The sequence below is a fragment of the Citrobacter rodentium NBRC 105723 = DSM 16636 genome, assembly GCF_021278985.1.
GTDB classification, from domain to species: domain Bacteria; phylum Pseudomonadota; class Gammaproteobacteria; order Enterobacterales; family Enterobacteriaceae; genus Citrobacter_A; species Citrobacter_A rodentium.
Genome location: NZ_CP082833.1, coordinates 162,281 through 186,867, shown reverse-complemented (window position 1 = coordinate 186,867; position 24,587 = coordinate 162,281). Strand labels below are relative to the sequence as shown.

The window sequence follows — 24,587 nt, the reverse complement described above, 5'->3', positions numbered from 1 at the left end:
AAATGCCGGATGGCGCTTCGCTTATCCGGCATAAAACATCAGGCGTTGACCGCTTCGCCTTCGCCCAAATCCATCTGTCGATTCGACGGCTGGACAAAGTAGCGCTTATCTTCCCAGCGCAGGCAGGTCAGTTCCCCGCCCCAGCAGCAGCCGGTATCCAGCGCGTAAATGCCTTCCGGCGTTCCTTTGCCTTCCAGCGATGCCCAGTGCCCAAAGACGATGCTGTATTCCTCGCTGACCGGGCCCGGAATGGCAAACCACGGCTTCAGCGGCGCGGGGGCGTTTTCCGGCGATTCTTTACTGTACATATCCAGTTGACCGTTCGGGAAGCAGTAGCGCATGCGGGTAAACGCGTTAGTGATAAAGCGCAGGCGCGCAAGTCCGCTCAGCTCCGGCGACCAGTTGTTCGGCATGTCGCCATACATGGCATCGAGAAAGAAAGGATAGGAGTCGCTCGACAGCACGGCTTCGACATCGCGCGCGCACTCCCTGGCGGTCTGCAAATCCCACTGGGGAGTAATGCCCGCATGGGCCATCACCAGCTTTTTCCCTTCATCGACCTGTAACAGCGGCTGACGGCGCAGCCAGTTAAGCAGCTCGTCTGCGTCCGGCGCTTCCAGAAGGGCGTTTAACCGATCCTTTGGTTTGTTGCGGCTGATGCCGGCAAAGACCGCCAGCAGATGCAAATCATGGTTGCCCAGCACCAGACGCACGCTGTCGTCGAGCGATTTTACAAAGCGCAGAACGTCCAGCGAGCCGGGACCACGGGCGACTAAATCGCCGGTGAGCCAGAGGGTATCGGATTCAGGCGTAAACGTTACCTGGTCTAACAATGCGATCAGTTCGTCGTAGCAACCGTGAACGTCGCCAATAAGGTATGTTGCCATAGCTATTGTTTTAGTGAATGAGTGTAGGAACGGCGAGTCGGAAAACAGGAATATCGATGGTAAAGGCGACGCCGTTCTCATCAATCATCTCGTAGTGACCCTGCATAGTGCCAAGCGGCGTTTCAATAACCGCGCCGCTGGTGTACTGATATTCTTCGCCAGGGGCGATATGCGGCTGCATGCCGACCACGCCCTCGCCCTGGACTTCGGTTTCCCGGCCATGACCGTTGGTAATCAACCAGTAGCGTCCCAAAAGCTGCACTGGCGCTCGCCCCAGATTGCGGATAGTTACGGTATAAGCAAAGACGTAACGTTCATCTTCAGGCGAAGACTGCGCCTCAATATAGACGCTTTGTACCTGAACACACACTCGGGGCGAATTGATCATGCTTAGCTCTCCTTCAAAGGCGCGTTTTCTGCCAGATAGTTCGCCATCCTGCAGTACTGCGCGACAGAGATATTCTCCGCGCGCATCGCCGGATCGACGCCCAGCTCCGTCAGCACCTCTACGCTAAACAGATTGCCGAGACTGTTACGAATCGTTTTACGGCGCTGGTTAAACGCTTCGGTGGTGATGCGGCTTAACACGCGAATATCTTTCACCGGGTACGGCATTGTCGCATGAGGCACCAGGCGCACCACGGCGGAATCAACTTTTGGCGGCGGCGTGAAAGCGGACGGCGGTACTTCAAGTACCGGGATCACGTTGCAATAATATTGCGCCATCACGCTTAAACGACCATACGCCTTACTGTTGGGTCCTGCAACCAGACGATTAACCACCTCTTTCTGCAACATAAAGTGCATATCGGCGATGGCATCAGTATAGCTAAACAGGTGGAACATCAGCGGCGTGGAGATGTTGTACGGCAGGTTGCCAAACACGCGCAGCGGCTGGCCCATTTTCTCCGCCAGTTCGCCGAAGTTCATGGTCATGGCATCCTGCTGATAAATCGTCAGCTTTGGGCCGAGGAACGGGTGGGTTTGCAGGCGCGCCGCCAGATCGCGGTCAAGCTCGATGACCGTCAGCCGATCAAGCCGTTCGCCAACCGGCTCCGTCAGGGCAGCCAGGCCCGGGCCGATTTCAACCATCGCCTGGCCCTTTTGCGGGTTGATGGCGGAAACAATGCTGTCGATCACAAATTGATCGTTGAGAAAGTTTTGCCCGAAGCGTTTTCGGGCTAAGTGGCCCTGATGGACTCGATTATTCATTGGGTGTTAACAATCATTTTGATGGCGAGATTAAGCGCCGTAATAAAACTGCCGACATCAGCTTCGCCCCGGCCAGCCAGTTCAAGGGCGGTACCGTGGTCAACCGATGTTCGAATAAAGGGCAGGCCCAGCGTAATATTCACGCCGCGGCCAAAGCCCTGGTATTTTAGCACGGGCAGGCCCTGATCGTGGTACATTGCCAGCACCGCATCCGCCTGTTGCAGATATTTAGGCTGAAACAGGGTATCTGCGGGCAGCGGGCCGGTCAGTTTCATCCCCTGCTTGCGCAGAGTGTCCAGGACCGGATTGATCGTGTCGATCTCCTCGGTTCCCATATGTCCGCCTTCGCCCGCATGAGGATTCAGTCCGCACACCAGAATTCGCGGATCGGCGACGCCGAATTTGCTGCGTAAATCGTGATGCAAAATGCCGATAACTTCGTGCAGCAGTTCCGGCGTGATGGCGTCAGCGACGTCGCGCAGCGGCAGATGCGTTGTCGCCAGCGCCACACGCAGCTCCTCGGTGGCCAGCATCATAACCACTTTTTTCGTCTGCGAGCGTTGTTCAAAAAACTCGGTATGTCCGGTGAACGGTACGCCCGCATCGTTGATCACGCCTTTATGCACCGGACCGGTAATAAGCGCGGCGAATTCACCCTGTAAACAGCCGTCGCAGGCGCGGGCCAGGGTCTGAACGACATACTCGCCGTTTTCCACCGCCAGACGACCCGGCGTCACGGACGCGCGCAGGGCGATCGGCAGCAGGGTCAGCGTTCCGACGGCCTGCGGCGTCGCCGGGCTGTGGGGAGCATAAGGAAGCAGTGAGAGGGGCAGACCGAGCAGCGCTGCCCGTTCAGTCAGTAATGTCGGATCGGCGCAGACCACCAGTTCAACCGGCCATTCGCGTTGCGCCAGTTGAACGAGCAGATCCGGGCCAATCCCGGCGGGTTCGCCGGGAGTGATGACGACGCGTCTGGCAACCGTCATTAGTTGCTCAGAATTTTAACGTAAGCGCTGGCGCGCTGTTCCTGCATCCAGGTGGCCGCTTCTTCTGAGAACTTACGGTTCATCAGCATACGGTAGGCGCGATCTTTCTGCGCGGCGTCGGTTTTATCAACGCTACGGGTGTCCAGCAGTTCGATCAGATGCCAGCCGAAGGACGAGTGTACCGGCGCGCTGATCTGCCCTTTGTTCATACGGGTTAAGGCGTCGCGGAATGCCGGATCGAAAATGTCCGCCGCAGCCCAGCCCAGATCGCCGCCCTGGTTAGCAGAACCCGGATCCTGAGAAAACTCTTTTGCCGCCGCGGCAAAAGTGGTTTTACCGCTCTTGATGTCCGCTGCGATCTGCTCAAGCTTCTGACGCGCCTGCTGATCGGTCATGATCGGCGACGGCTTCAGCAGAATATGACGCGCGTGAACTTCCGTGACCGAAATGCTCTGATTCTGGCCGCGCATATCGTTCACTTTCAGGATGTGGAAACCGACGCCGGAACGAATCGGACCTACCACGTCGCCTTTCTTCGCGGTGCTCAGCGCCTGGGCGAAAATGCCCGGCAGCTCCTGAATCCGGCCCCAGCCCATCTGGCCGCCTTTCAGCGCCTGCTGGTCGGCAGAGTAGGCGATCGCCAGTTTACCGAAGTCGCTGCCGCTACGCGCCTGGTCGACGATAGAACGCGCCTGCGCTTCCGCTTCGCTCACCTGGTCAGAAGTTGGGTTTTCCGGCAGCGGAATCAGAATGTGGCTCAGATTCAGCTCCGTACTGGCATCATTCTGATTGCCCACCTGCTGCGCCAGCGCTTCGACTTCCTGCGGCAGGATGGTCACGCGGCGACGCACTTCGTTGTTGCGCACTTCAGAGATAATCATCTCTTTACGGATCTGATTGCGATAGGTTGAGTAGTTCAAACCATCGTAGGCCAGACGGCTGCGCATCTGATCCAGCGTCATGTTGTTCTGTCTGGCGATATTGGCAATCGCCTGGTCCAGCTGTTCGTCAGAGATTTTTACGCCCATCTTCTGACCCATTTGCAGGACGATCTGGTCCATTATCAGCCGTTCCAGAATCTGATGACGCAGGGTGGCGTCGTCCGGAAGCTGTTGACCCGCCTGGCTTGCGTTTAGTTTGACGGACTGCATTAAGCCGTCAACGTCGCTTTCCAGCACTACACCGTTATTTACGACGGCTGCGACTTTATCGACTACCTGCGGGGCAGCGAAGCTGGTATTCGCGATCATGGCGATACCGAGAAGCAGCGTTTTCCAGTTCTTCATACTTTTTCCATTTCTATTAACCGCACTGCGGATTACGTGGTAAATCAAACAGATCACAAAGAGCTTTGATACGGCAAAATGTTGGAACGCAACATCTCTGTCGTGCCGAGACCGTAGTTGGAGCTCAGGCCGCGAAGTTCGATGTTAAAGCCAATGATATTGTCATATACCGCGTGTTCTTTATCGTTATCCCAGCCGTTCAGCTTGCGTTCGTAACCGACGCGGATGGCGTAACAGCAGGAGTTATATTGCAGACCCAGCATCTGGTCGGCAGGTTTGTTCACGTTGGTATCATAGTAGTAGGCGCCGACAATCGACCAGCGATCGGCAATCGGCCAGCTGGCGACGGAACCGATCTGAGAAATACCGTTCCTGTACTGCTCCGCCGTTGAATAATAGCTGGGCAGCGTAGCCTGGATATACTCCGGGCTGGCGTAACGGTAGTTCAACTGCAGCATACGGTCTTCATCGCGACGGTATTCGATACTGGAGCTGCTGGTCGCGACGCTGTCCAGACGGGTGTCGTACTGAATGCCGCCACGCAGGCCCCAGCGATCGGAAATCCGCCAGTAGGTGTCGCCCGCCCATACCAGAGACCCTTTCTGATCATCATTCTCCCATTTAATGTTGTCATCGCCGGTGCGAGACTCGGTGAAATAGTAGATTTGACCAACAGAAATATTAAAACGTTCAACGGTGGCATCATCATATACGCGAGATGTGACGCCGGTCGTGACCTGGTTTGCCGAGGCGATGCGGTCGAGGCCGCCGTAGGTGCGGTCGCGGAACAGGCCGGTATAGTCAGACTGCAACAGAGACGAGTCGTAGTTGTAGATCTTGCTCTGGTCGCGGTACGGCACGTACAGGTACTGAACGCGCGGCTCCATCGTCTGGGTATAACCCGGCGCGAGCATGTTCATATCACGCTCGAACACCATTTTCCCGTCGACTTTAAACTGCGGCATCACGCGGTTGGCGGAATCGTCCAGCGGCGTGTTTTTATAGGTATTGTTATACCAGTCCAGATTGGTCTGCTGGTAGTGGGTCGCCAGCAGCTTCGCTTCGGTGTTCAGGCTTCCCCACGCATTCGACAGCGGCAGGTTGATGGTCGGCTCCAGATGCAGACGCGTCGCTTCCGGCCTGTTGTCATTGGTGTTTACAAAATGCACCGCCTGGCCATAGATACGCGTGTCGAACGGACCGAGGTCGTTATGGTAGTAGTTAACGTCTAACTGCGGTTGTGCAGAATAGCTGTTGCTGTTTCTTGTATCGAAAACCTGGAACTGCTTGGAGGATACGGTGGCGTCAAAGTTCTGCACCGCGTAGCCGACGCTGAATTTTTGCGTGGCGTAGCCGTCAGTACTGGAACCGTATTTGTTATCGAAATCGTTAAAGTAGGTAGGATCGCTGACCTTGGTGTAGTCGATATTGAAGCGCCACACCTGATCCATCACCCCTGAGTGCTGCCAGTAAAACAGCCAGCGGCGTGAGTTGTCATCCTGCGGATGTTCGTCCTCGTAGACGTCGTCGGAGTTCAGATAGTCGAACTCCATCAGGCCCGCGCCCGCCTGGCTCAGGTAACGGAATTCGTTCTCCCACATAATGCCGCCGCGACGATGCATATAGTGCGGCGTAATGGTCGCGTCCATGTTCGGCGCGATGTTCCAGTAATAGGGGAGATAAAACTCGAAGTAGTTCTTCGAGGTGTATTTCGCGTTCGGGATCAGGAAGCCGGAGCGGCGTTTATCCCCTACCGGCAGTTGCAGATAAGGGCTGTAAAAAATCGGCACCGGTCCGACCTTAAAGCGGGCGTTCCAGATTTCCGCCACCTGCTCTTCACGGTCGTGGATGACTTCGCTACCCACCACGCTCCAGGTATCGGAGCCTGGCAGACAGGAGGTGAAGCTGCCGTTCTCAAGGATGGTATAGCGGTTCTCGCCGCGCTGCTTCATCAGATCGGCTTTACCGCGGCCCTGACGTCCCACCATCTGGTAGTCGCCTTTCCAGACGTTAGTGTCTTTGGTGTTCAGGTTGGCCCAGCCTTTCGGCCCTTTCAGGATGACCTGATTATCGTCGTAATGGACGTTGCCGAGGGCGTCGACGGTGCGAATCGGCTCCTGCTGGCCCGGCGCTGCTTTCTGATGGAGCTGTACCTCGTCGGCCTGCAGACGGCTGTTGCCCTGCATGATGTCCACGTTGCCGGTAAATACCGCGTCATCGGGATAGTTCCCTTTCGCGCTGTCGGCATTGATGGTGACGGGGAGTTCGTTCGTCTCGCCCTGTACCAGAGGACGGTCATAGCTTGGCACGCCCAACATACATTGTGAGGCGAGGCTGGCTGCCAGACCCTGTTGACTGTAAAGGGCGGTGGCAATCATGGTGGCCAGAAGGGTGGGAATACGTTTTTTCATACGTTGTATTTATTGTTCCATCATCAGTAGCGTCGCGCGTGACAAACCGCCACAGCCTAACTTACTCATGTTCGGAGCGCTAGTGTTAATCCTGCCGGTATCGCGTCAGTGGTGTTAGTCACGGCTGTGAATGACAGGTATGATAATGCAAATTATAGGCGATGTCCCACAATTGACCGCGGCTGTGATAACGGCAAAAGCGCTCTGTTTTGTGGAACATAGCCTCACTATGCGTGTGACAAATTGGGGAGTCTATGCAGTACTGGGGTAAAATTATTGGCGTAGCCGTGGCGCTGATCATGGGCGGCGGCTTCTGGGGCGTGGTTCTGGGGTTGCTGATCGGCCATATGTTCGACAAAGCCCGCAGCCGTAAAATGGCGTGGTTCGCTAATCAGCGCGAACGTCAGGCGCTGTTTTTTGCCACCACCTTCGAGGTGATGGGGCACTTAACGAAATCGAAAGGGCGGGTTACCGAAGCGGATATCCATATCGCAAACGTGCTGATGGATCGGATGAATTTGCACGGCGAATCGCGATCTGCCGCGCAAAATGCGTTCCGCGTCGGAAAATCAGACAATTACCCACTGCGCGAAAAAATGCGCCAGTTTCGCAGCGTCTGTTTTGGTCGTTTCGACCTCATTCGCATGTTTCTGGAGATTCAGATCCAGGCGGCGTTTGCCGACGGATCGCTGCATCCGAACGAACGTGAAGTACTGTACGTTATTGCCGAAGAACTGGGGATTTCCCGCATGCAGTTCGAGCAGTTCCTGCGCATGATGCAGGGCGGGGCGCAGTTTGGCGGCGGCTATCAGCAGCAGTCCGGCAGCGGCAGCTGGCAGCAGGCGCAGCGGGGGCCGACCCTTGAGGATGCCTGTAACGTGCTGGGCGTGAAGCCCACCGACGATGCCACCACCATTAAGCGCGCTTACCGTAAACTGATGAGCGAGCACCATCCGGACAAGCTGGTGGCCAAGGGGTTACCGCCGGAAATGATGGAGATGGCGAAGCAGAAAGCGCAAGAAATTCAAAAAGCGTATGAACTGATTAAAGAGCAGAAAGGGTTTAAGTGAAGGTATTGCCGGATGGCGACGCACGCGTCTTATCCGGCCTGGGTATGCTGGCTGCGGGTCAGTTTCGTAGGCCTGATAGGCGCAGCGCCATCAGGCACATGGCGCTTTGCTAAAAATCCGCTGGCGCTTTAAAGGTCATGCTGTTGCCGTAAGCGGGATGGGTAATGGTCAGCATTTCGGCGTGCAGCAACAGACGCGGCGCCATTGCCAGCGCTTCTGGCGAGGCGTAGAAGCGATCGCCAAGAATAGGGTGGCCCAGCGCCAGCATATGCACCCGCAGCTGGTGCGAACGCCCGGTGGTCGGTTTGAGCACCACCCGCGCGGTATTGTCCGCCGCATACTCCACCACCTCATAGCCGGTCTGCGCCGCCTTGCCGGTTTCATAGCACACTTTCTGTTTTGGCCGGTTCGGCCAGTCGCAGATCAGCGGTAAATCCACCACGCCTTCCGCGGGGACGGGATGCCCCCATACCCGCGCGACATACTGTTTTTTCGGCTCGCGCTCGCGGAACTGGCGTTTCAGCTCCCGCTCCGCCGCTTTGGTTAACGCCACTACAATCACGCCGCTGGTGGCCATATCCAGCCGATGTACCGACTCGGCTTGCGGATAGTCGCGCTGGATACGTGTCATGATGCTGTCTTTATGCTCCTCAAGACGCCCCGGCACGGACAACAAGCCGCTCGGCTTGTTGACCACCATGATATGCTCATCCTGATAGAGCACGACCAGCCACGGCTCCCGTGGCGGATTGTAGTTTTCCATCCCCATCTTCGGCTCCGTTACTGATGCGTGACGACAATCAGACGCAACGCATCCAGACGCCATCCGGCCTGGCTCAGGCTTTCCAGCACCTGCTGACGATTGCTCTCAATCGCTGCGAGTTCGTCATCGCGGATATTCGGGTTAACGGCGCGCAGCGCTTCCAGACGCGACAGTTCGGCTGACAATTTTTCATCGGCCTCATTACGCGCCGCCTCAATCAGCGCGCGGGCGGATTTCTCAATCTGCGCTTCGCCCTGTTGCAGAATCGCGTGAACATCCTGCTGTACGGCGTTAACCAGTTTGCTGCCGGTGTGGCGGTTAACGGCGCTCAGCTGGCGGTTAAAGGTTTCAAACTCCACCTGGGCGGCGAGGTTGTTGCCATTTTTATCCAGCAGCATACGCACCGGCGTCGGCGGCAGGAAGCGGTTAAGCTGCAATTGCTTCGGCGCCTGCGCTTCCACCACATATACCAGTTCCAGTAGCAGCGTGCCGACCGGCAGGGCTTTATTCTTCAGCAGGGAAATGGTGCTGCTGCCGGTATCGCCGGAGAGGATCAGATCCAGCCCGTTACGAATCAGCGGATGTTCCCAGGTAATAAACTGAGCGTCTTCCCGCGACAGCGCGACGTCACGTTCAAAGGTAATGGTGCAGCCGTCTTCCGGCAGGCCCGGAAAATCCGGCACCAGCATGTGGTCTGATGGCGTCAGCACGATTAAATTCTCGCCGCGATCGTCCTGGTTAATGCCGACAATATCAAACAGGTTCATGGCGAAGGCGATCAGACTGGTGTCGTCATCCTGCTCTTCGATGCTTTCCGCCAGCTTCTGCGCTTTTTCGCCGCCGTTGGAGTGGATCTCCAGCAGGCGGTCGCGCCCCTGTTCCAGCTGCGCTTTCAGCGCTTCATGCTGTTCGCGGCAGGCTTTGATCAGTTCGTCAAAACCGTCGGCTTCTTCCGGCGCCGCCAGATAACCAATCAGATTGTGGTAGACCGAATCGTAGATGGCGCGACCGGTCGGGCAGGTATGTTCAAACGCGTCCAGCCCTTCGTGATACCAGCGCACCAGCACTGACTGAGCGGTTTTTTCCAGATAAGGCACATGAATCTGAATATCGTGCGCCTGACCGATGCGGTCGAGACGACCAATTCGCTGCTCCAGCAGGTCCGGGTTGAACGGCAGGTCAAACATCACCAGGTTGCTGGCGAACTGGAAGTTGCGGCCCTCAGAGCCGATCTCCGAGCACAGCAGCACCTGCGCGCCGCTGTCTTCTTCGCCGAACCAGGCGGCGGCGCGGTCGCGCTCGATAATCGACATGCCTTCGTGGAACACGGCGGCGCGGATCCCTTCACGTTCGCGCAGCACCTGCTCAAGCTGAAGGGCGGTCGTGGCCTTCGCGCAGATCACCAGCACCTTCTGCGAGCGATGGCTGGTCAGATAGCCCATCAGCCACTCCACGCGCGGGTCGAAGTTCCACCAGGTGCCGCTATCGCCTTCGAACTCCTGATAGATCTGTTCCGGGTAGAGCATATCGCGCGCTCGGTCCTCCGCGCTTTTACGCGCGCCCATAATGCCGGACACCTTAATCGCCGTCTGATACTGCGTCGGCAGCGGCAGCTTAATGGTGTGCAGTTCGCGCTTCGGGAAGCCTTTGACGCCGTTACGGGTATTACGGAACAGCACGCGGCTGGTGCCGTGGCGGTCCATCAGCATAGAGACCAGCTCCTCGCGGGCGCTCTGCGCGCCGTCGCGATCGCTATTGGCGGCTTGCAGCAGCGGTTCGATATCCTGCTCGCCAATCAGCTCGCCCAGCATATTCAGCTCTTCGTTACTGAGCTTGTTGCCTGCCAGCAGCATGGCGACGGCGTCGGCGACCGGACGATAGTTTTTTTGCTCTTCGACAAACTGGGTGAAATCGTGGAAGCGGTCAGGATCGAGCAAACGCAGACGGGCAAAGTGGCTTTCCATACCCAGCTGTTCCGGCGTTGCGGTGAGCAGCAGGACGCCGGGGATATGTTCCGCCAGTTGTTCAATCGCCTGGTATTCGCGGCTCGGCGCATCCACGCTCCACACCAGGTGGTGCGCTTCGTCAACGACCAGCAGATCCCATTCGGCTTCACACAGGTGTTCGAGACGCTGCTTGTTGCGACGGGCGAAATCCAGCGAGCAGATAACCAGCTGTTCAGTTTCAAACGGGTTGTAGGCGTCGTGCTGCGCTTCGGCGTAACGCTCGTCGTCGAACAGGGCGAAGCGCAGATTGAAGCGACGCAGCATCTCCACCAGCCACTGGTGCTGTAAGGTTTCCGGCACAATAATCAGGACGCGTTCCGCCGCGCCGGAGAGAAGCTGCTGATGAAGGATCATCCCGGCTTCAATGGTTTTACCCAGACCCACTTCGTCCGCCAGCAGAACGCGCGGCGCATGGCGTCGGCCGACGTCATGCGCGATATTGAGCTGGTGCGGGATCAGGCTGGTGCGCTGTCCGCGTAGCCCGCTCCACGGCATACGGTACTGCTCGCTCTGAAATTTACGCGCGCGGTAGCGCAGGGCGAACCGGTCCATACGGTCGATTTGCCCGGCAAACAGACGATCCTGGGGTTTGCTGAACACTAGCTTACTGTCGAGCAATACTTCGCGCAGCATTACGCCGTTCTCTTCCGTGTCGAGACGGGTGCCGATGTAGGCAAGCAGGCCGTTCTCTTCTTTTACTTCCTCGACATGCAGCTGCCAGCCTTCATGGTTGGTAATGGTATCGCCAGGATTGAACATCACGCGGGTCACGGGGGAGTCACTGCGCGCATACAGACGGTTTTCGCCGGTAGAAGGGAAAAGCAGGGTGACGGTTCGCGCATCCATGGCGACAACGGTTCCAAGTCCCAGTTCGCTTTCTGTATCGCTTATCCAGCGTTGACCAAGTGTAAAAGGCATATTTAGTTCGGCTCTATCTCTTTAATTGCAGGCACTACTCGCCATACTTCAGGCTGCTGGCCGCGTCGCCGCAGGCCTGCCGCCCGAATTATTTAGAGTAAAACGACCCTGCCGCCATGCTAAGTGGGCAGCAAGGTTCATTGGGTCCAGGAATGGAAAGGGCGCTATGGTAATGGATGGCGGCGGATTCGTCACGCGTCAAAATAACCCTAATTGTCCTGTCAGTAGTGTAGCAAAATTATCGTCGATAAAAGGGAGGATGCCTTCGGCGACGGGTTGCAGCTGGCGCGTCAGGTAGTGTTCATAATCAAGCGGCGAGCGCTGGTAGTCCCGCGGCTCAGGGCCGTTTACCGTCCAGAGGTACTGAATGGTGCCGCGATTCTGATACTGCGCCGGGCGGCCCCGCTTCAGGTTTTCCTCATCCGCGAGACGCGCGGCGCGGACGTGCGGCGGAACGTTGCGCTGATATTCGCTTAACGGCCTGCGCAGCCGTTTGCGGTAGACCAGCCTGTCGTCCAGCTCACCGGCCATCAGTTTATCGATCGTTTCACGCACGTAGTCCTGATACGGTTCGTGACGAAAAATGCGCAGATACAGCTCCTGCTGAAACTGCTGCGCCAGCGGCGTCCAGTCGGTACGCACGGTTTCCAGCCCCTTAAATACCATCCTCTGCGCGTCGCCTTCCTGAATCAGCCCGGCATAGCGCTTTTTGCTGCCGGTATCCGCCCCGCGGATCGTGGGCATCAGAAAGCGGCAAAAGTGGGTTTCATATTCCAGCTCAAGCGCGCTGGTAAGATTCTGCCGTTGCAGCTCCTGTTGCCACCAGGCGTTGACGTGCGCTACCAGAGAACGGCCGATTTGCGCGGCCTCTTCTTCGCTACGGGCGCGCTTCAGCCAGACGAAGGTGGAGTCGGTATCGCCATAAATCACGTCATAGCCCTGCGCTTCGATCAGCGCTTTGGTCTGGCGCATGATCGCATGACCGCGCATGGTGATCGACGAGGCCAGTCGGGGATCGAAGAAGCGGCAGGCGGTGGTGCCTAACACGCCGTAGAAAGCGTTCATGATGATCTTAAGCGCCTGGGAGAGCGGCTTATTGCCCTGACGTTTGGCCTCATCGCGACCGTGCCAGATAGCGGTCACGATTTCCGGCAGGCAGTGCTTTTCACGCGAGAACCAGGCATCGAGAAAGCCTTCGGTGCTGTGCTGCGGGTCCGGGTGCGCCATCCCTTCAACCAGACCGACCGGGTCGATCAAAAAGGTGCGAATGATCGAAGGGTAGAGGCTTTTATAATCCAGCACCAGCACCGAGTCGTATAAGCCGGGACGGGAATCCATGACGTAGCCGCCGGGGCTGGCGTGCGGCGGCACCTCGCCGAGATTCGGCGCAACGTAGCCTGCCCGGTGCATACGCGGAAAATAGAGGTGCCCGAAGGCGGCGACAGATCCGCCGTGGCGATCGACAGGCAGCCCGTTGACCGTCGCGCGCTCCAACAGAAACGGCATGATCTCGGTTTTATGAAATATCTTTGTCACCAGCTCGCAGTCTTTCAGGTTATAGGTGGCGAGCGCGGGCTTATCTTCGGCGAAGCGCCTGTCGATTTCATCCATGCGATCCCACGGATTATCGATCGATTTACCTTCGCCCAGCAGCTCCTGCGAGACGGCTTCGAGAGAAAATGATGAGAAGTTCCAGAACGCGGATTTTAGCGCTTCAATGCCGTCGATAATCAGCCGTCCTTTAGCCTGAGCAAAATAAACGCCATTTTTAAAACCGTGTTCGCGCCATTCCAGCTCGCTGCTGTCGCGGCCAAAGCGCAGGGGAATACGGTAACGCTCGGCGTGCTTTTGCAGCATACGCAGATCGAACTGCACCAGATTCCAGCCGATGATAACGTCCGGATCGTGGCGGGCGATCCATTCGTTCAGCTTCTCCAGCAGCTGCGGGCGGCTGGTGACATACTCAAGCTGAAAATCAAGCCCGGAGGCATCGCCGTTTGCCGGACCGAGCATATAAACGATGCGCTGGCCGCAGCCTTCCAGCCCGATACAGTACAGTTCGCCGTGGCGGGTGGTTTCAATATCCAGGGAGAGCCAGCGCAGCGGCGGGCGATAATCGGGATGCGGCTTCAGCCGCGCGTTGACGAGCGCGCCGTCGCGCGCTTCGCCGTCGACCCAGACCGGCGCGGTGATAAAGCGCTCCATCAGATAGCGTTCCGGCGGGCGTACATCGCCTTCATACACCGTGACGCCGTTTTCGCGCAGCAGCTTTTCCAGACGCATCAACTGGCGGTGCGAACGGCAATAGAGGCCGGAAACCGGCTGGCGGTGAAAATCTTTGAGGTTGAGCGGCGTCAGGCGAAAACCATTTTCGCTACCGAGCAGAGATTTTACCCGCGGAACATGCTGTTCGGGGATAAACGCGACGGACTCCTGCGGCGCGAGCGATGCCAGCAGAGGCCCGCTGTCTGTCGCCAGCCAGAATGAGATCTCTGTACCCTGCGGCGTATCCCGCCAGTGCCGGGTTAAAATAAAACCTGCTTGCGCCACGCCCTGTACCTGTTTCGTTACCCGCTATCAGTATAACCTGTTTTTTTCGTGGATACTGTTTTTTTGTACAGTTATACAGCAAATATCATTAATAAACGTTCGTATCAGGCGTCGCTGTGAATTTCGGAATTATGCCTGATTCATTCTGTTACTTATTTCTCGGAATAACAAAAAAGATGAAATTTTCTTTATTTCTATTAACGGTAGGTGTAAAACTTTCTTTTGAAACATCCGGTTATTTCGCATGAATATAATATATTCAAAAAGCTTTTATTGCATAATAAAAGATGCTGGCAACGCGTTTTTTGTCAGCCACGACACGTTTTTGAGTAGGGTTACAGATGCGAAAGCAATATCAGGCTCTGCCTGCTAACGGATGTTTTTAATTTTAATGGAGTATTTTTATGAATGTCTGTAATCACATGCAACAGTCCGATTATTTAAACTATTTCTTTGTTAACACATTGATTGTAAGGCCCTATTTAAAAACGGTAAGCAGGTTTATTGAGTATAAAACGTGGACGGGACAGATATGGCGTTCAGAGGTCATTGAGGATGGGAATGCGTTTTTTCACTGGCAGGGGACGGATCGGATAAATGGTCACCGCGATACGGTAATTAATTATTTCTTACATGGGCAAAAGTGGCAGTCTACTATCACTGATTATATATTCTTTCATTCGCTGGAGGGCGAGGAGGTTCGTGGATACTTCGATAATGTAATTAAATACGTCAGCCCGAATAGTTTTATGCTAAAAAGCACATTTGCTGAATGTGTTCCGGAATAAAAATACGCGCCACTGTCGGGACGCGTATTTTGCATTTATTGTCCGTAGTAAGCCTTCGCGCCGTGTTTACGCAGATAATGCTTATCCAGCAGGGTTTGCTGCATTTCCGGTAGCTGCGGCGCGAGCTGGCGACAAAAAATGCCCATATAAGCGACTTCTTCTAACACAATAGCGTTATGCACCGCATCTTCGGCGTTTTTACCCCAGGCGAAAGGACCGTGGGAATGCACCAGAACGCCAGGCATGTGTGCCGCGTCAATTCCCTGTTTTTCAAAGGTTTCGACAATCACATTGCCCGTTTCCCATTCATATTCGCCGTTGATTTCCGCATCGGTCATTTTGCGGGTGCAGGGGATAGCGCCGTAAAAATAGTCGGCGTGGGTGGTGCCCGTCGCCGGAATTGACTGCCCGGCCTGCGCCCAGATCGTCGCATGGCGCGAATGGGTATGTACGATGCCGCCAATCGTCGGGAACGCCTGATACAGCAAACGATGGGTCGGCGTGTCCGATGAGGGTTTCTTCGTGCCTTCAACCACTTCGCCCGTGGCGATGCTGACCACCACCATATCTTCCGCGCTCATCACGCTGTAATCGACGCCGGAAGGCTTGATAACAAAAACACCACGCTCGCGATCGACGGCGCTGACGTTGCCCCAGGTGAGCGTGACCAGGTTATGCTGCGGCAAAGCCAGATTGGCCTCCAGCACCTGGCGTTTCAAATCTTCTAACATAGTTGTCTCCCCCGCCGGATGGCGCTCCGCTTATCCGGCCTACAGGATCGTTGTTTCCCTGCCGGATGGCGCTTCGCTTATCCGGCCTACAGGATCGTTGTCTCCCCGCCGGATGGCGCTTCGCTTATCCGGCCTACAGGATCGTTGTTTCCTTGCCTGATGGCTTATTCGGCCTACGTCTATGGGTAGGCCTGATAAGCGAAGCGCCATCAGGCAATAACCCAATTAACGTTTAAAACCGTAATACACTTCGTTCCAGCGCAGCGCGTCTTTGAAGGCGGGCAGGCGGGTATCGTTATCAATCACGGCGATTTCGATATCGTGCATTTCAGCGAACTGGCGCATATCGTTCAGATCCAGCGCATGGCTGAAGACGGTATGGTGCGCGCCGCCGGCGAGGATCCACGCTTCGGACGCGGTCGGCAGATCCGGCTGCGCTTTCCACAGCGCGTTGGCGACCGGCAGTTTCGGCAGCGAGTGCGGCGTTTTCACCGTGTCGATGCAGTTGACCAGCAGACGATAGCGATCGCCGAGGTCGATCAGGCTGGCGACGATCGCCGGACCGGTTTGGGTGTTGAAGATCAGGCGCGCAGGGTCGTCTTTACCCCCAATGCCGAGGTGCTGGACGTCGAGGATCGGTTTCTCTTCCACTGCGATAGTCGGACACACTTCCAGCATATGCGAGCCGAGCACTAAGTCATTGCCCTTCTCGAAGTGGTAGGTGTAATCCTCCATAAATGAGGTGCCGCCCTGCAGACCGGTTGACATCACCTTCATGATGCGAAGCAGAGCGGCGGTTTTCCAGTCGCCTTCGCCCGCAAAGCCGTAGCCCTGCTGCATCAGACGCTGTACGGCCAGTCCAGGAAGCTGTTTCAGGCCGTGCAAATCTTCAAATGTGGTGGTGAAAGCATGGAAGCCGCCCTGTTCCAGGAAGCGCTTCATACCCAGCTCGATGCGCGCTGCTTCCAGCACGTTTTGTCGTTTTTCGCCGTGGATCTGCGTGGCAGGCGTCAGGGTGTAGCTGCTTTCATACTCGTCGATCAGCGCGTTGATATCGCCGTCGCTGATGGAATTAACCACCTGTACCAGATCGCCCACCGCCCAGGTATTCACCGAGAAGCCGAACTTGATCTGTGCGGCGACCTTATCGCCGTCGGTGACCGCCACTTCACGCATGTTATCGCCGAAACGGCACACTTTCAGATGGCGGGTATCCTGTTTCGATACCGCATGGCGCATCCAGGAACCAATGCGCGCCTGCGCCTGTTTGTCCTGCCAGTGGCCGGTGACCACCGCGTGCTGTTGACGCATACGCGCGCCGATAAAGCCGAACTCGCGGCCACCGTGCGCGGTCTGGTTGAGGTTCATAAAGTCCATATCGATGCTGTCCCACGGCAGAGCGGCATTGAACTGGGTGTGGAACTGCAGCAGAGGCTTGTTGAGCGTGGTCAGCCCGTTGATCCACATTTTGGCCGGTGAGAAGGTATGCAGCCACACCACCAGACCCGCGCAGCGATCGTCATAGTTGGCGTCACGGCAAATGGCGGTAATCTCATCCGGCGTGGTGCCCAGCGGTTTCAGCACCAGCTTACACGGCAGCTTCGCTTCCGCATTCAGCGCCTTAACCACGTGCTCGGCATGCTGAGTGACCTGACGCAGCGTCTCCGGGCCGTACAAATGCTGGCTGCCGATTACAAACCACACTTCATAGTTATCAAAAATAGTCATTGTCGTGTCCTTAGTGAGTCAGGATTGCCTGGTCAGCCGGTGCGTTAATGACCGGGGCGGCAGTCGGAAGATAATGTTGCTCGGCGCTTACCGCCCACTGCTGGTAGCGGCGATAAAGCTGTTCGAAACGCTGCGCCTGTTCAGCGCTGGGTTGCAGCGTGTTTTCCACGGCGCTGGCCATTTTTTGCTGGGCGGCTGGGATATCGGTATGCACTCTGGCCGCCACGGCGGCGAAAATTGCCGCTCCCAGCGCGCAGCACTGATCGGAGGCGACGATTTGCAGCGGGCGATTCAGCACATCGCAGCAGGCCTGCATAATGACCTTGTTTTTACGCGCGATGCCGCCGAGCGCCATCACGTTGTTCACGGCGATGCCCTGTTCGGTAAAGCACTCCATGATGGCGCGCGCGCCAAAGGCGGTCGCGGCAATCAGTCCGCCAAACAGCGCCGGCGCGTCGGTGGCGAGGTTGAGATCGGTAATTACCCCTTTCAGGCGCTGGTTGGCGTTGGGAGTGCGGCGGCCGTTAAACCAGTCGAGCACCACCGGCAGATGATCCAGCGACGGATTTTTCGCCCACGCTTCGGTTAAGGCCGGGAGAAGCTGTTTCTGGCTGGCCTGGATCTGCGTTTTCAGCTCCGGATGCTGGGCGGCGAGTTGTTCAAGCGGCCAGCCGAGAACGCGGCCAAACCAGGCGTAGATATCGCCAAAGGCGGACTGCCCGGCCTCAAGGCCGATAAAGCCCGGCACCACGCTACCGTCGACTTGGCCGCAGATGCCTTTTACCGCGCGTTCGCCGACGCTCTGCCTGTCGGCAATCAGAATGTCGCAGGTCGAGGTGCCAATCACTTTTACCAGCGCGTTCGGCTGCGCGCCCGCGCCCACGGCGCCCATATGGCAGTCAAACGCGCCGCCGGAAATCACCACGCTCTGCGGCAGACCGAGGCGCTGCGCCCAGTCGGCGCACAGCGTGCCAACCGGCAGATCGGCGGTGAAGGTTTCCGTAAACAGCGGATACGCCAAATGCTGGTTAATGATGGGATCTAACTCATCAAAGAAGCTGGCGGGAGGCAGACCGCCCCAGCTCTCATGCCACAGCGATTTATGCCCGGCGCTGCAACGACCGCGGCGAATCTCCTGCGGACGGGTAGTGCCGGAAAGCAGGGCGGGCACCCAGTCGCACAGCTCAATCCAGGAGACGGCAGCCTGGGCGACAGCGCTGTCCTGGCGGGTAACATGAAGGATTTTCGCCCAGAACCATTCGCTGGAGTAAATGCCGCCGATGTAGCGGGAGTAGTCGACCTTACCCGGCGTATGGCACAGGCGGGTAATGGCTTCGGCTTCCTCCACTGCGGTGTGGTCTTTCCACAGCACGAACATCGCGTTCGGGTTGTCAGCGAACTCCGGACGTAAGGCGAGTACGTTGCCGTCTGCGTCAATCGGCGCTGGCGTGGAGCCGGTGCTGTCGACGCCAATGCCGACAACCTCCGCGCGCTGTGCGGCGCTTAGCGCCGCCAGAACGCTTTTCAGCGCCGCTTCCATCGACTCAATGTAGTCGCGCGGATGATGGCGGAACTGATTATTCGGACCGTCACAGTAACGTCCTTCCTGCCAGCGCGGATACCATTCCACGCTGGTCGCGACTTCGTCGCCGGTGGCGCAATCCACAGCCAGAGCGCGCACTGAATCACTGCCAAAATCGAGGCCAATTGCTATCGCCATCGTTTCACTCCATCCAGAAATACGGGTATGGAGAAACAGTAGTGAGTGGGGATAAAAACCGTCAGGCAGGATCCGCTAATCTTATGGACTAAAATGCTATGGCATCGCAAAGTGTGACGCCGTGCAAATATTCAATGTGGACATTTCTGCCGTTGTTATAGACACTTTTGTTACCCGTTTTTGTCGCCCTGTCTGCGCGTCTTTGTACAAAATGCTTTCAGGAAGCGGGGTTGATGGTCCGCAAGGCAAATCGCGGCGGCGCGTCAGGGCGCAGATAACGCGCCCCTGTACAATATGGACAATTTGTTTCCTCACTGAACGTCAGGAGTGATGAATTTATGGCTGAACCGCAAAATGATCCCCTGCTGCCTGGCTACTCGTTTAATGCGCATCTGGTGGCAGGTTTAACGCCTATCGACGCGAACGGGTATCTCGATTTCTTTATCGATCGTCCGCTGGGAATGAAGGGGTATATTCTGAACCTGACTATCCGCGGCGAAGGGGTGATCAACAACCAGGGCAGACAGTTTGTCTGCCGTCCGGGCGACATTTTGTTATTCCCGCCGGGGGAGATTCACCACTATGGCCGCCATCCGGAGGCCAGCCAGTGGTATCACCAGTGGGTTTACTTCCGCCCGCGCGCCTACTGGCAGGAGTGGCTGGCCTGGCCGTCCATCTTTGCCCAGACCGGCTTTTTCCGTCCTGACGAGGCGCTCCAGCCGCACTTTAACGAGCTTTTCGGCCAGATCATCAGCGCCGGTCAGGGGGAAGGGCGTTACTCCGAACTGCTGGCGATCAACCTGCTGGAGCAGCTTCTGCTGCGCCGGATGGAGGCGATTAACGCGTCGCTGCATCCGCCGATGGACAGCCGCGTGCGCGACGCCTGTCAGTACATTAGCGACCATCTGGCGGACAGCCATTTTGATATTGCCAGCGTCGCCCAGCACGTCTGCCTGTCGCCATCGCGTCTCTCGCACCTGTTTCGCCAGCAGCTGGGGATCAGCGTTTTAAGCTGGCGCGAGGATCAGCGCATCAGCCAGGCAAAACTACTGCTCAGCACCACCCGTATGCCGATAGCCACCGTCGGGCGCAACGTGGGATTTGATGACCAGCTCTATTTCTCGCGGGTGTTTAAAAAATGTACCGGGGCCAGCCCGAGCGAGTTCCGCGCTGGCTGTGAAGAAAAAGTGAATGATGTGTCAGTGAAGGTGTCATAAGCTGTAACTATTCAGATGACGGGTAGCTTGACGAAGCCGCGTCGGGTCAGCAGAATCCCTGTTTCGTAAAACTGACGGACGAACTATGCAAGCATTTCTGGAACACTTCATTCTGCAGTCCGCCATGTATGCTTTGATAGCTGTGGTGCTGGTGGCTTTTCTGGAATCGCTGGCGCTGGTCGGTCTGATTTTACCGGGCACCGTATTGATGGCCGGACTGGGGGCGCTGATTGGCAGCGGGGAACTCAACTTCTGGCACGCGTGGCTGGCGGGGATTATCGGTTGTCTGCTGGGCGACTGGATCTCCTTCTGGCTGGGCTGGCGCTTTAAAAAGCCGCTGCATCGCTGGTCGTTCCTGAAAAAGCATAAAGCGCTGCTGGATAAAACTGAACATGCGCTGCATCAGCACAGTATGTTCACTATTCTGGTCGGGCGGTTTGTCGGGCCGACGCGTCCGCTGGTGCCGATGGTGGCGGGAATGCTCGATCTGCCGGTCGCTAAGTTCATTACGCCAAATATTATCGGCTGCCTGCTGTGGCCGCCGTTTTATTTCCTGCCGGGGATTCTGGCCGGTGCGGCGATTGATATTCCGCCCGGTATGCAAAGCGGTGAATTTAAATGGCTGCTGCTGGCGACGGCGATAGTGCTCTGGCTTGGCGGCTGGCTGTGCTGGCGTCTGTGGCGCAGCGGTAAAGCGGGAACGGATCGTCTTAGTCAGTATCTGCCGAAAGCCCGCCTGCTCTGGCTGGCGCCTGGCGTGCTGGCGCTGGGAGTTGTTGCGCTGGTGCTGTTGATTCGTCACCCGCTGATGCCAGTGTACGTTGATATTCTGCTGAAGGTCGTGGGCGTCTGATATTTTGCCGGATGGCGGCTACGTCTTATCTGGCCTGTATAGGGAAATATCCCTTTGCGTAGGCCGGGCAAGCGAAGCGCCCCCGGCAATGCGCCGGATGGCGGCTACGCCTTATCCGGCCTACGTCAGGAAATATCCCTTTGTGCAGGACGGGCAAGCGAAGCGCCCCCGGCAGGATAGCCATTCACAGAACCGTATGACCTTTTATTCCCAGCAGCGCTGAGGCGCTGGCTCTGCCGCTTAATAACTCCTGCGTTTCTCCCTGCCAGGCAATTCGCCCGTCGGCCACCACCACCGAACGGCGCGCAATGCGGGCGGCATCTTCCACGCTGTGTGAAACCATCAGCATCGTTAACTGCTGGTTGCGGCAGATATCGCTGACCAGCGTCAGCATCTCCTGGCGCAGGGCCGGGTCGAGGGCGGAAAACGGCTCGTCAAGCAGCAGCACCGGCTGCTCGCGCACCAGACAGCGCGCCAGCGCGACGCGCTGCCGCTGACCGCCGGAAAGCTCGCCGGGCAGGCGATCCATCAGACCGTCGATTCCCATCTGCTGCGCAATGCGCTGGCGCTTGTCGCGCTGCGCGGCGCTCAGTTTCAGCCCCGGGTCCAGTCCCAGACCGATGTTCTGCGCGACGTTCAGATGGCTGAACAGGTTGTTTTCCTGAAACAGCATCGACACCGGGCGGCGGGAGGGGGGCGTGGCGGTATGATCCGCGCCTGCAATAAACAGCGTGCCGCGGGCAGGGGTAAGAAAACCGGCAATCAGATTCAGCAAAGTGCTTTTTCCGGCGCCGCTCGGTCCCAGGATCGCCACCTGTTCTCCGCGCTCCACCGCCAGCGTAAAGCGCATCGGCAGATGATGGTAAAGCCAGGTGATATCAGTCAGTTTTAACATTTCGCCCCGGTAATTTCTCGATAACGGTAAACAGCAGGAAACAGAGCAACAGCAGCAACAGCGCGGTTACCGCGCCGTCCTGGCTGCGGTAGGAGCCGATTTGTTGATACAGATAAAACGGCAAGGTACGGAAATTGTCATTACCGAACAGCGCCACCACGCCGAAGTCGCCAATGGACAGGACGCAGGCAAAGGCCAGCGCCTGCGCCAGCGGGCGTTTTAGCGCCCGCAGCTCCACCACCTTCAGCCGCTGCCAGCCTTCAATTCCCAGCGACTGGCAGAGCATGGAATAGCGGGAGGTAATGTCGCGCATCGGATTTTCCAGCACCTTCAGGGCGTAGGGGATAGCCATCAGCGCATTGGTGAAGAGCACAATGCCGTCAGCCGATTCCGGCAGGCCAGTGCTGTTATTAAGCAGCAAAAAGAAGCCGGTCGCCAGCACGATGCCCGGCATCGCGAGGATCAGCATCCCGCTCAGCTCCAGCGTTTGTCCTGCCAGCAGACGCTGGCGGGCGCGCAGTTCGCGGCTGCTCCACAGCAGCATCATGGTCAGCGCCACGCATAGCAGACCCGCGGCCAGCGCAATACGCAGCGAAGTCCATATTGCCTGCCACAGTATCGGCTGGGCGAGAACCTCCGGCAGATGACGGTTGAGACCGTCCGCGATCACCGCCAGTAGCGGCGGCAGCAACAGCAGTAACGCGAAGACGATAAGCAGCGCGTCGGTGATGCGACTGTGCGGACGATCGTCCGGGTCGCGCCAGCCCTGAATCAGCGTGGCGCCGGGGGCAATGGCTTTACTTAAACGCTGGCTCAGCAGCACCAGCGCCAGGCAGCAGATCATCTGGATCAGCGCCAGCATCGCCGCGCGCGCCGGATCGTAGTCGTAGCTCAGCGCCTGATAAATCGCCAGCTCAATGGTGGTCGCCTGCGGTCCGCCGCCCAGCGACAGCACGGTCGCAAAGCTGGCGAAACAGAGCATAAAAATCAGCGCGGCGACCGGCGGGATCTGGCGGCGCAGCCACGGCCATTCGACAAAGCGGAAAAAATGCCAGCCGCGGATCCCAAGCTGTGCAGCAAGCTGGCGCTGTTCGCCGGGGATGTTTTCCAGCGACTGTAACAGCAGACGCGTGGCCATCGGCAGATTAAAAAAGACGTGGGCCAGCAGGATGCCCTGTAAACCATAAGGAGAGAAGGTCCATTCCAGGCCAAAAGCCTGCCAGAGCGAAGCCAGCCAGCCCTGACGACCATAAACGCTGAGAATGCCAAACACCGCCACCAGCACCGGCAGGATCAGAGTCATGGCGCACAGGCGCAGCAGCGCCAGGCGACCAGGAAAGCGGCGGCGGTAGAGGGCGCGGGCGAGGAAAATCGCCGGTACGACCGACAGCAGGGCGGATAAAAACGCCTGCCAGAAGGAGAAGCGCACCACGTGCCACAGGTAGTCGTCCTGCCAGAGCGACCGCCATTCCCCCTGCGGCGCGTTGAGCCACAGCGCCAGAAACGCCGCCAGCGCCACCGCTGTCATCAGCGCGGCGGCGGTGAGTCCGGGAAGCAGCCAGCCGGGAATTAACGGCTGACGGCGCGTTGCCATTCGCTAATCCAGGCCTGACGCTGGGCCGCGACTTCCGCCGACGTAAATTGCAGCGTGGTGGTGGGTTTGGTCAACTGTTCGAAACCGGCGGGCAACGGGGTAGCGGTGACCGGATACATCCAGTTGCCGGTCGGAATCGTCTTCTGGAACGCGGGCTTGAGAATAAAGCGCAGGAATCTGCTCGCCAGTTCAGGCTGCTTGCTGGCTACGGTGCGCGCCGCCACTTCCACCTGCACATAGTGCCCTTCGCTGAAATTCGCCGCCGCGTACTGCTCTTTTTTCTCTTCGATGAGGTGATACGCCGGAGAGGTGGTATAGCTCAGCACCAGATCGCCTTCCCCTTTCAGGAACAGGCCATAGGCTTCGCTCCAGCCTTTCGTAACGGTCACCGTTTTCGCCGCCAGTTTTTGCCAGGCTTCAGGTGCTTTATCGCCATACACCTTTTTCATCCACAGCATCAGCCCCAGGCCCGGCGTACTGGTGCGCGGATCCTCATAGATAACGCGCCACTTTTGCGGGCTTTCTACCAGCTCTTTAAGGCTGCTGGGCGGATTTTTCAGCTTCGTTTTATCATAGACGAAGGCGAACCAGCCGTAGTCGTAGGGGATAAAAGTATCGTTATTCCAGTTGAAGGGGACGTTTACGGCGTCGGTGTGGATAGGCGTTTTGGCAAACAGCCCGGTCTGCGTCGCGGCCTCCAGCAGATTGTTGTCCAGCCCCAGCACCACGTCAGCTTTGCTGTTTTTCCCTTCCATCCGCAGACGGTTGAGCAGTGAAACGCCATCTTCCAGCGCCACGTATTTCAGTTCGCAATCGCAGTCAGCCTCGAACGCTTTTTTGACCGCCGGGCCGGGGCCCCAGTCGGCGGCGAAGGAGTCGTAGGTGTAAACGGTGAGCACGGGTTTGGCGAAAACGGGCACTGCGCACAGGAGCAGCAGGGAAAGGCATTTTTTTAACACTTTGCACCTCATA

At 57.4% G+C, this 24,587-nt stretch carries 19 protein-coding genes; 4 read left to right on the top strand and 15 right to left on the bottom strand.

Annotation, left to right across the window (positions count from 1 at the left end; all coding sequences use genetic code 11):
• Nucleotides 1-38: 38 nt before the first annotated feature.
• The 6 genes from apaH to lptD are packed head-to-tail and all read right to left on the bottom strand — an operon-like array spanning nucleotide 39 to nucleotide 6,782.
• Nucleotides 39-887 carry a bis(5'-nucleosyl)-tetraphosphatase (symmetrical) ApaH gene (gene apaH, locus K7R23_RS00795; RefSeq protein WP_012904442.1) on the bottom strand — a complete coding sequence of 283 codons (849 nt, stop codon included), beginning with the start codon at nucleotides 885-887 and terminating at the stop codon, nucleotides 39-41.
• A gap of 10 nt (nucleotides 888-897) precedes the next feature.
• A complete protein-coding gene (apaG, locus tag K7R23_RS00790) occupies nucleotides 898-1,275 on the bottom strand; it encodes a Co2+/Mg2+ efflux protein ApaG (protein WP_012904443.1) in 378 nt (125 codons plus the stop codon).
• A gap of 2 nt (nucleotides 1,276-1,277) precedes the next feature.
• Nucleotides 1,278-2,099: a 16S rRNA (adenine(1518)-N(6)/adenine(1519)-N(6))-dimethyltransferase RsmA gene (gene rsmA, locus K7R23_RS00785; protein ID WP_012904444.1), complete on the bottom strand. Its 822-nt coding sequence runs from the start codon at nucleotides 2,097-2,099 to the stop codon at nucleotides 1,278-1,280.
• Nucleotides 2,096-3,085 (bottom strand): 4-hydroxythreonine-4-phosphate dehydrogenase PdxA, encoded by a 990-nt coding sequence (gene pdxA, locus K7R23_RS00780; protein WP_012904445.1) that lies wholly within the window; start codon nucleotides 3,083-3,085, stop codon nucleotides 2,096-2,098. The genes rsmA and pdxA overlap by 4 nt, the downstream gene beginning before the upstream one ends.
• On the bottom strand, nucleotides 3,085-4,371 hold the full coding sequence (gene surA, locus K7R23_RS00775) for a peptidylprolyl isomerase SurA (protein ID WP_012904446.1): 1,287 nt from the start codon (nucleotides 4,369-4,371) through the stop codon (nucleotides 3,085-3,087). The genes pdxA and surA overlap by 1 nt, the downstream gene beginning before the upstream one ends.
• A 53-nt stretch (nucleotides 4,372-4,424) precedes the next feature.
• Nucleotides 4,425-6,782 carry an LPS assembly protein LptD gene (lptD, locus tag K7R23_RS00770; RefSeq protein ID WP_012904447.1) on the bottom strand — a complete coding sequence of 786 codons (2,358 nt, stop codon included), beginning with the start codon at nucleotides 6,780-6,782 and terminating at the stop codon, nucleotides 4,425-4,427.
• A 254-nt stretch (nucleotides 6,783-7,036) separates the two neighbouring features.
• Here lptD and djlA point away from each other — a divergent pair, with 254 nt between their 5' ends.
• Nucleotides 7,037-7,852, top strand: a complete 816-nt coding sequence (gene djlA, locus K7R23_RS00765; protein WP_012904448.1) for a co-chaperone DjlA — start codon at nucleotides 7,037-7,039, stop codon at nucleotides 7,850-7,852.
• 109 nt (nucleotides 7,853-7,961) lie between these two features.
• On the opposite strand, the gene rluA is transcribed toward djlA, so the two are convergent.
• The 3 genes from rluA to polB all read right to left on the bottom strand — a co-directional run bounded on the left by rluA (nucleotide 7,962) and on the right by polB (nucleotide 14,089).
• Complete coding sequence (gene rluA / locus K7R23_RS00760; RefSeq protein WP_012904449.1) at nucleotides 7,962-8,621, bottom strand: bifunctional tRNA pseudouridine(32) synthase/23S rRNA pseudouridine(746) synthase RluA; 660 nt, start codon at nucleotides 8,619-8,621, stop codon at nucleotides 7,962-7,964.
• Between the two features lie 11 nt (nucleotides 8,622-8,632).
• A complete protein-coding gene (rapA, locus tag K7R23_RS00755; RefSeq protein ID WP_012904450.1) occupies nucleotides 8,633-11,539 on the bottom strand; it encodes an RNA polymerase-associated protein RapA in 2,907 nt (968 codons plus the stop codon).
• Between the two features lie 198 nt (nucleotides 11,540-11,737).
• On the bottom strand, nucleotides 11,738-14,089 hold the full coding sequence (gene polB, locus K7R23_RS00750) for a DNA polymerase II (protein WP_012904451.1): 2,352 nt from the start codon (nucleotides 14,087-14,089) through the stop codon (nucleotides 11,738-11,740).
• 404 nt (nucleotides 14,090-14,493) lie between these two features.
• Between polB and K7R23_RS00745 the strand changes: the two genes are divergently transcribed.
• Nucleotides 14,494-14,877, top strand: a complete 384-nt coding sequence (locus K7R23_RS00745) for a DUF4751 family protein (RefSeq protein ID WP_012904452.1) — start codon at nucleotides 14,494-14,496, stop codon at nucleotides 14,875-14,877.
• Nucleotides 14,878-14,912: 35 nt separating this feature from the next.
• On the opposite strand, the gene araD is transcribed toward K7R23_RS00745, so the two are convergent.
• The 3 genes from araD to araB form a co-directional block, all read right to left on the bottom strand.
• Entirely contained in the window at nucleotides 14,913-15,608 is a 696-nt protein-coding gene (gene araD, locus K7R23_RS00740; protein WP_012904453.1) for an L-ribulose-5-phosphate 4-epimerase, read from the bottom strand.
• Nucleotides 15,609-15,833: 225 nt separating this feature from the next.
• Nucleotides 15,834-17,336: an L-arabinose isomerase gene (gene araA / locus K7R23_RS00735; RefSeq protein WP_012904454.1), complete on the bottom strand. Its 1,503-nt coding sequence runs from the start codon at nucleotides 17,334-17,336 to the stop codon at nucleotides 15,834-15,836.
• 10 nt (nucleotides 17,337-17,346) lie between these two features.
• On the bottom strand, nucleotides 17,347-19,056 hold the full coding sequence (gene araB, locus K7R23_RS00730) for a ribulokinase (RefSeq protein ID WP_012904455.1): 1,710 nt from the start codon (nucleotides 19,054-19,056) through the stop codon (nucleotides 17,347-17,349).
• Nucleotides 19,057-19,394: 338 nt separating this feature from the next.
• Here araB and araC point away from each other — a divergent pair, with 338 nt between their 5' ends.
• Nucleotides 19,395-20,273 (top strand): arabinose operon transcriptional regulator AraC, encoded by an 879-nt coding sequence (gene araC / locus K7R23_RS00725; protein WP_012904456.1) that lies wholly within the window; start codon nucleotides 19,395-19,397, stop codon nucleotides 20,271-20,273.
• 85 nt (nucleotides 20,274-20,358) lie between these two features.
• Nucleotides 20,359-21,126: a DedA family protein gene (locus tag K7R23_RS00720; protein WP_012904457.1), complete on the top strand. Its 768-nt coding sequence runs from the start codon at nucleotides 20,359-20,361 to the stop codon at nucleotides 21,124-21,126.
• Between the two features lie 184 nt (nucleotides 21,127-21,310).
• On the opposite strand, the gene thiQ is transcribed toward K7R23_RS00720, so the two are convergent.
• Genes thiQ through thiB form a run of 3 tightly spaced genes read right to left on the bottom strand, consistent with a single transcriptional unit; the run spans nucleotide 21,311 to nucleotide 24,574 of the window.
• Nucleotides 21,311-22,021, bottom strand: coding sequence for a thiamine ABC transporter ATP-binding protein ThiQ (thiQ, locus tag K7R23_RS00715; protein WP_012904458.1), 711 nt, complete (start codon nucleotides 22,019-22,021; stop codon nucleotides 21,311-21,313).
• Nucleotides 22,005-23,615, bottom strand: a complete 1,611-nt coding sequence (gene thiP / locus K7R23_RS00710) for a thiamine/thiamine pyrophosphate ABC transporter permease ThiP (protein ID WP_012904459.1) — start codon at nucleotides 23,613-23,615, stop codon at nucleotides 22,005-22,007. The genes thiQ and thiP overlap by 17 nt, the downstream gene beginning before the upstream one ends.
• Nucleotides 23,591-24,574, bottom strand: coding sequence for a thiamine ABC transporter substrate binding subunit (gene thiB / locus K7R23_RS00705; RefSeq protein WP_024132461.1), 984 nt, complete (start codon nucleotides 24,572-24,574; stop codon nucleotides 23,591-23,593). Before thiB ends, thiP begins: the two co-directional genes overlap by 25 nt.
• Between the last annotated feature and the right edge of the window lie 13 nt (nucleotides 24,575-24,587).

Coding starts and splice junctions, on each gene's coding strand:
- apaH (WP_012904442.1), bottom strand. CDS start 887: ATGGCAACATACCTTATTGGCGACGTTCACGGTTGCTACGACGAACTG.
- thiQ (WP_012904458.1), bottom strand. CDS start 22,021: ATGTTAAAACTGACTGATATCACCTGGCTTTACCATCATCTGCCGATG.
- K7R23_RS00720 (WP_012904457.1), top strand. CDS start 20,359: ATGCAAGCATTTCTGGAACACTTCATTCTGCAGTCCGCCATGTATGCT.
- surA (WP_012904446.1), bottom strand. CDS start 4,371: ATGAAGAACTGGAAAACGCTGCTTCTCGGTATCGCCATGATCGCGAAT.
- lptD (WP_012904447.1), bottom strand. CDS start 6,782: ATGAAAAAACGTATTCCCACCCTTCTGGCCACCATGATTGCCACCGCC.
- rluA (WP_012904449.1), bottom strand. CDS start 8,621: ATGGGGATGGAAAACTACAATCCGCCACGGGAGCCGTGGCTGGTCGTG.
- araC (WP_012904456.1), top strand. CDS start 19,395: ATGGCTGAACCGCAAAATGATCCCCTGCTGCCTGGCTACTCGTTTAAT.
- apaG (WP_012904443.1), bottom strand. CDS start 1,275: ATGATCAATTCGCCCCGAGTGTGTGTTCAGGTACAAAGCGTCTATATT.
- rsmA (WP_012904444.1), bottom strand. CDS start 2,099: ATGAATAATCGAGTCCATCAGGGCCACTTAGCCCGAAAACGCTTCGGG.
- araB (WP_012904455.1), bottom strand. CDS start 19,056: ATGGCGATAGCAATTGGCCTCGATTTTGGCAGTGATTCAGTGCGCGCT.
- araA (WP_012904454.1), bottom strand. CDS start 17,336: ATGACTATTTTTGATAACTATGAAGTGTGGTTTGTAATCGGCAGCCAG.
- rapA (WP_012904450.1), bottom strand. CDS start 11,539: ATGCCTTTTACACTTGGTCAACGCTGGATAAGCGATACAGAAAGCGAA.
- thiP (WP_012904459.1), bottom strand. CDS start 23,615: ATGGCAACGCGCCGTCAGCCGTTAATTCCCGGCTGGCTGCTTCCCGGA.
- pdxA (WP_012904445.1), bottom strand. CDS start 3,085: ATGACGGTTGCCAGACGCGTCGTCATCACTCCCGGCGAACCCGCCGGG.
- djlA (WP_012904448.1), top strand. CDS start 7,037: ATGCAGTACTGGGGTAAAATTATTGGCGTAGCCGTGGCGCTGATCATG.
- K7R23_RS00745 (WP_012904452.1), top strand. CDS start 14,494: ATGAATGTCTGTAATCACATGCAACAGTCCGATTATTTAAACTATTTC.
- araD (WP_012904453.1), bottom strand. CDS start 15,608: ATGTTAGAAGATTTGAAACGCCAGGTGCTGGAGGCCAATCTGGCTTTG.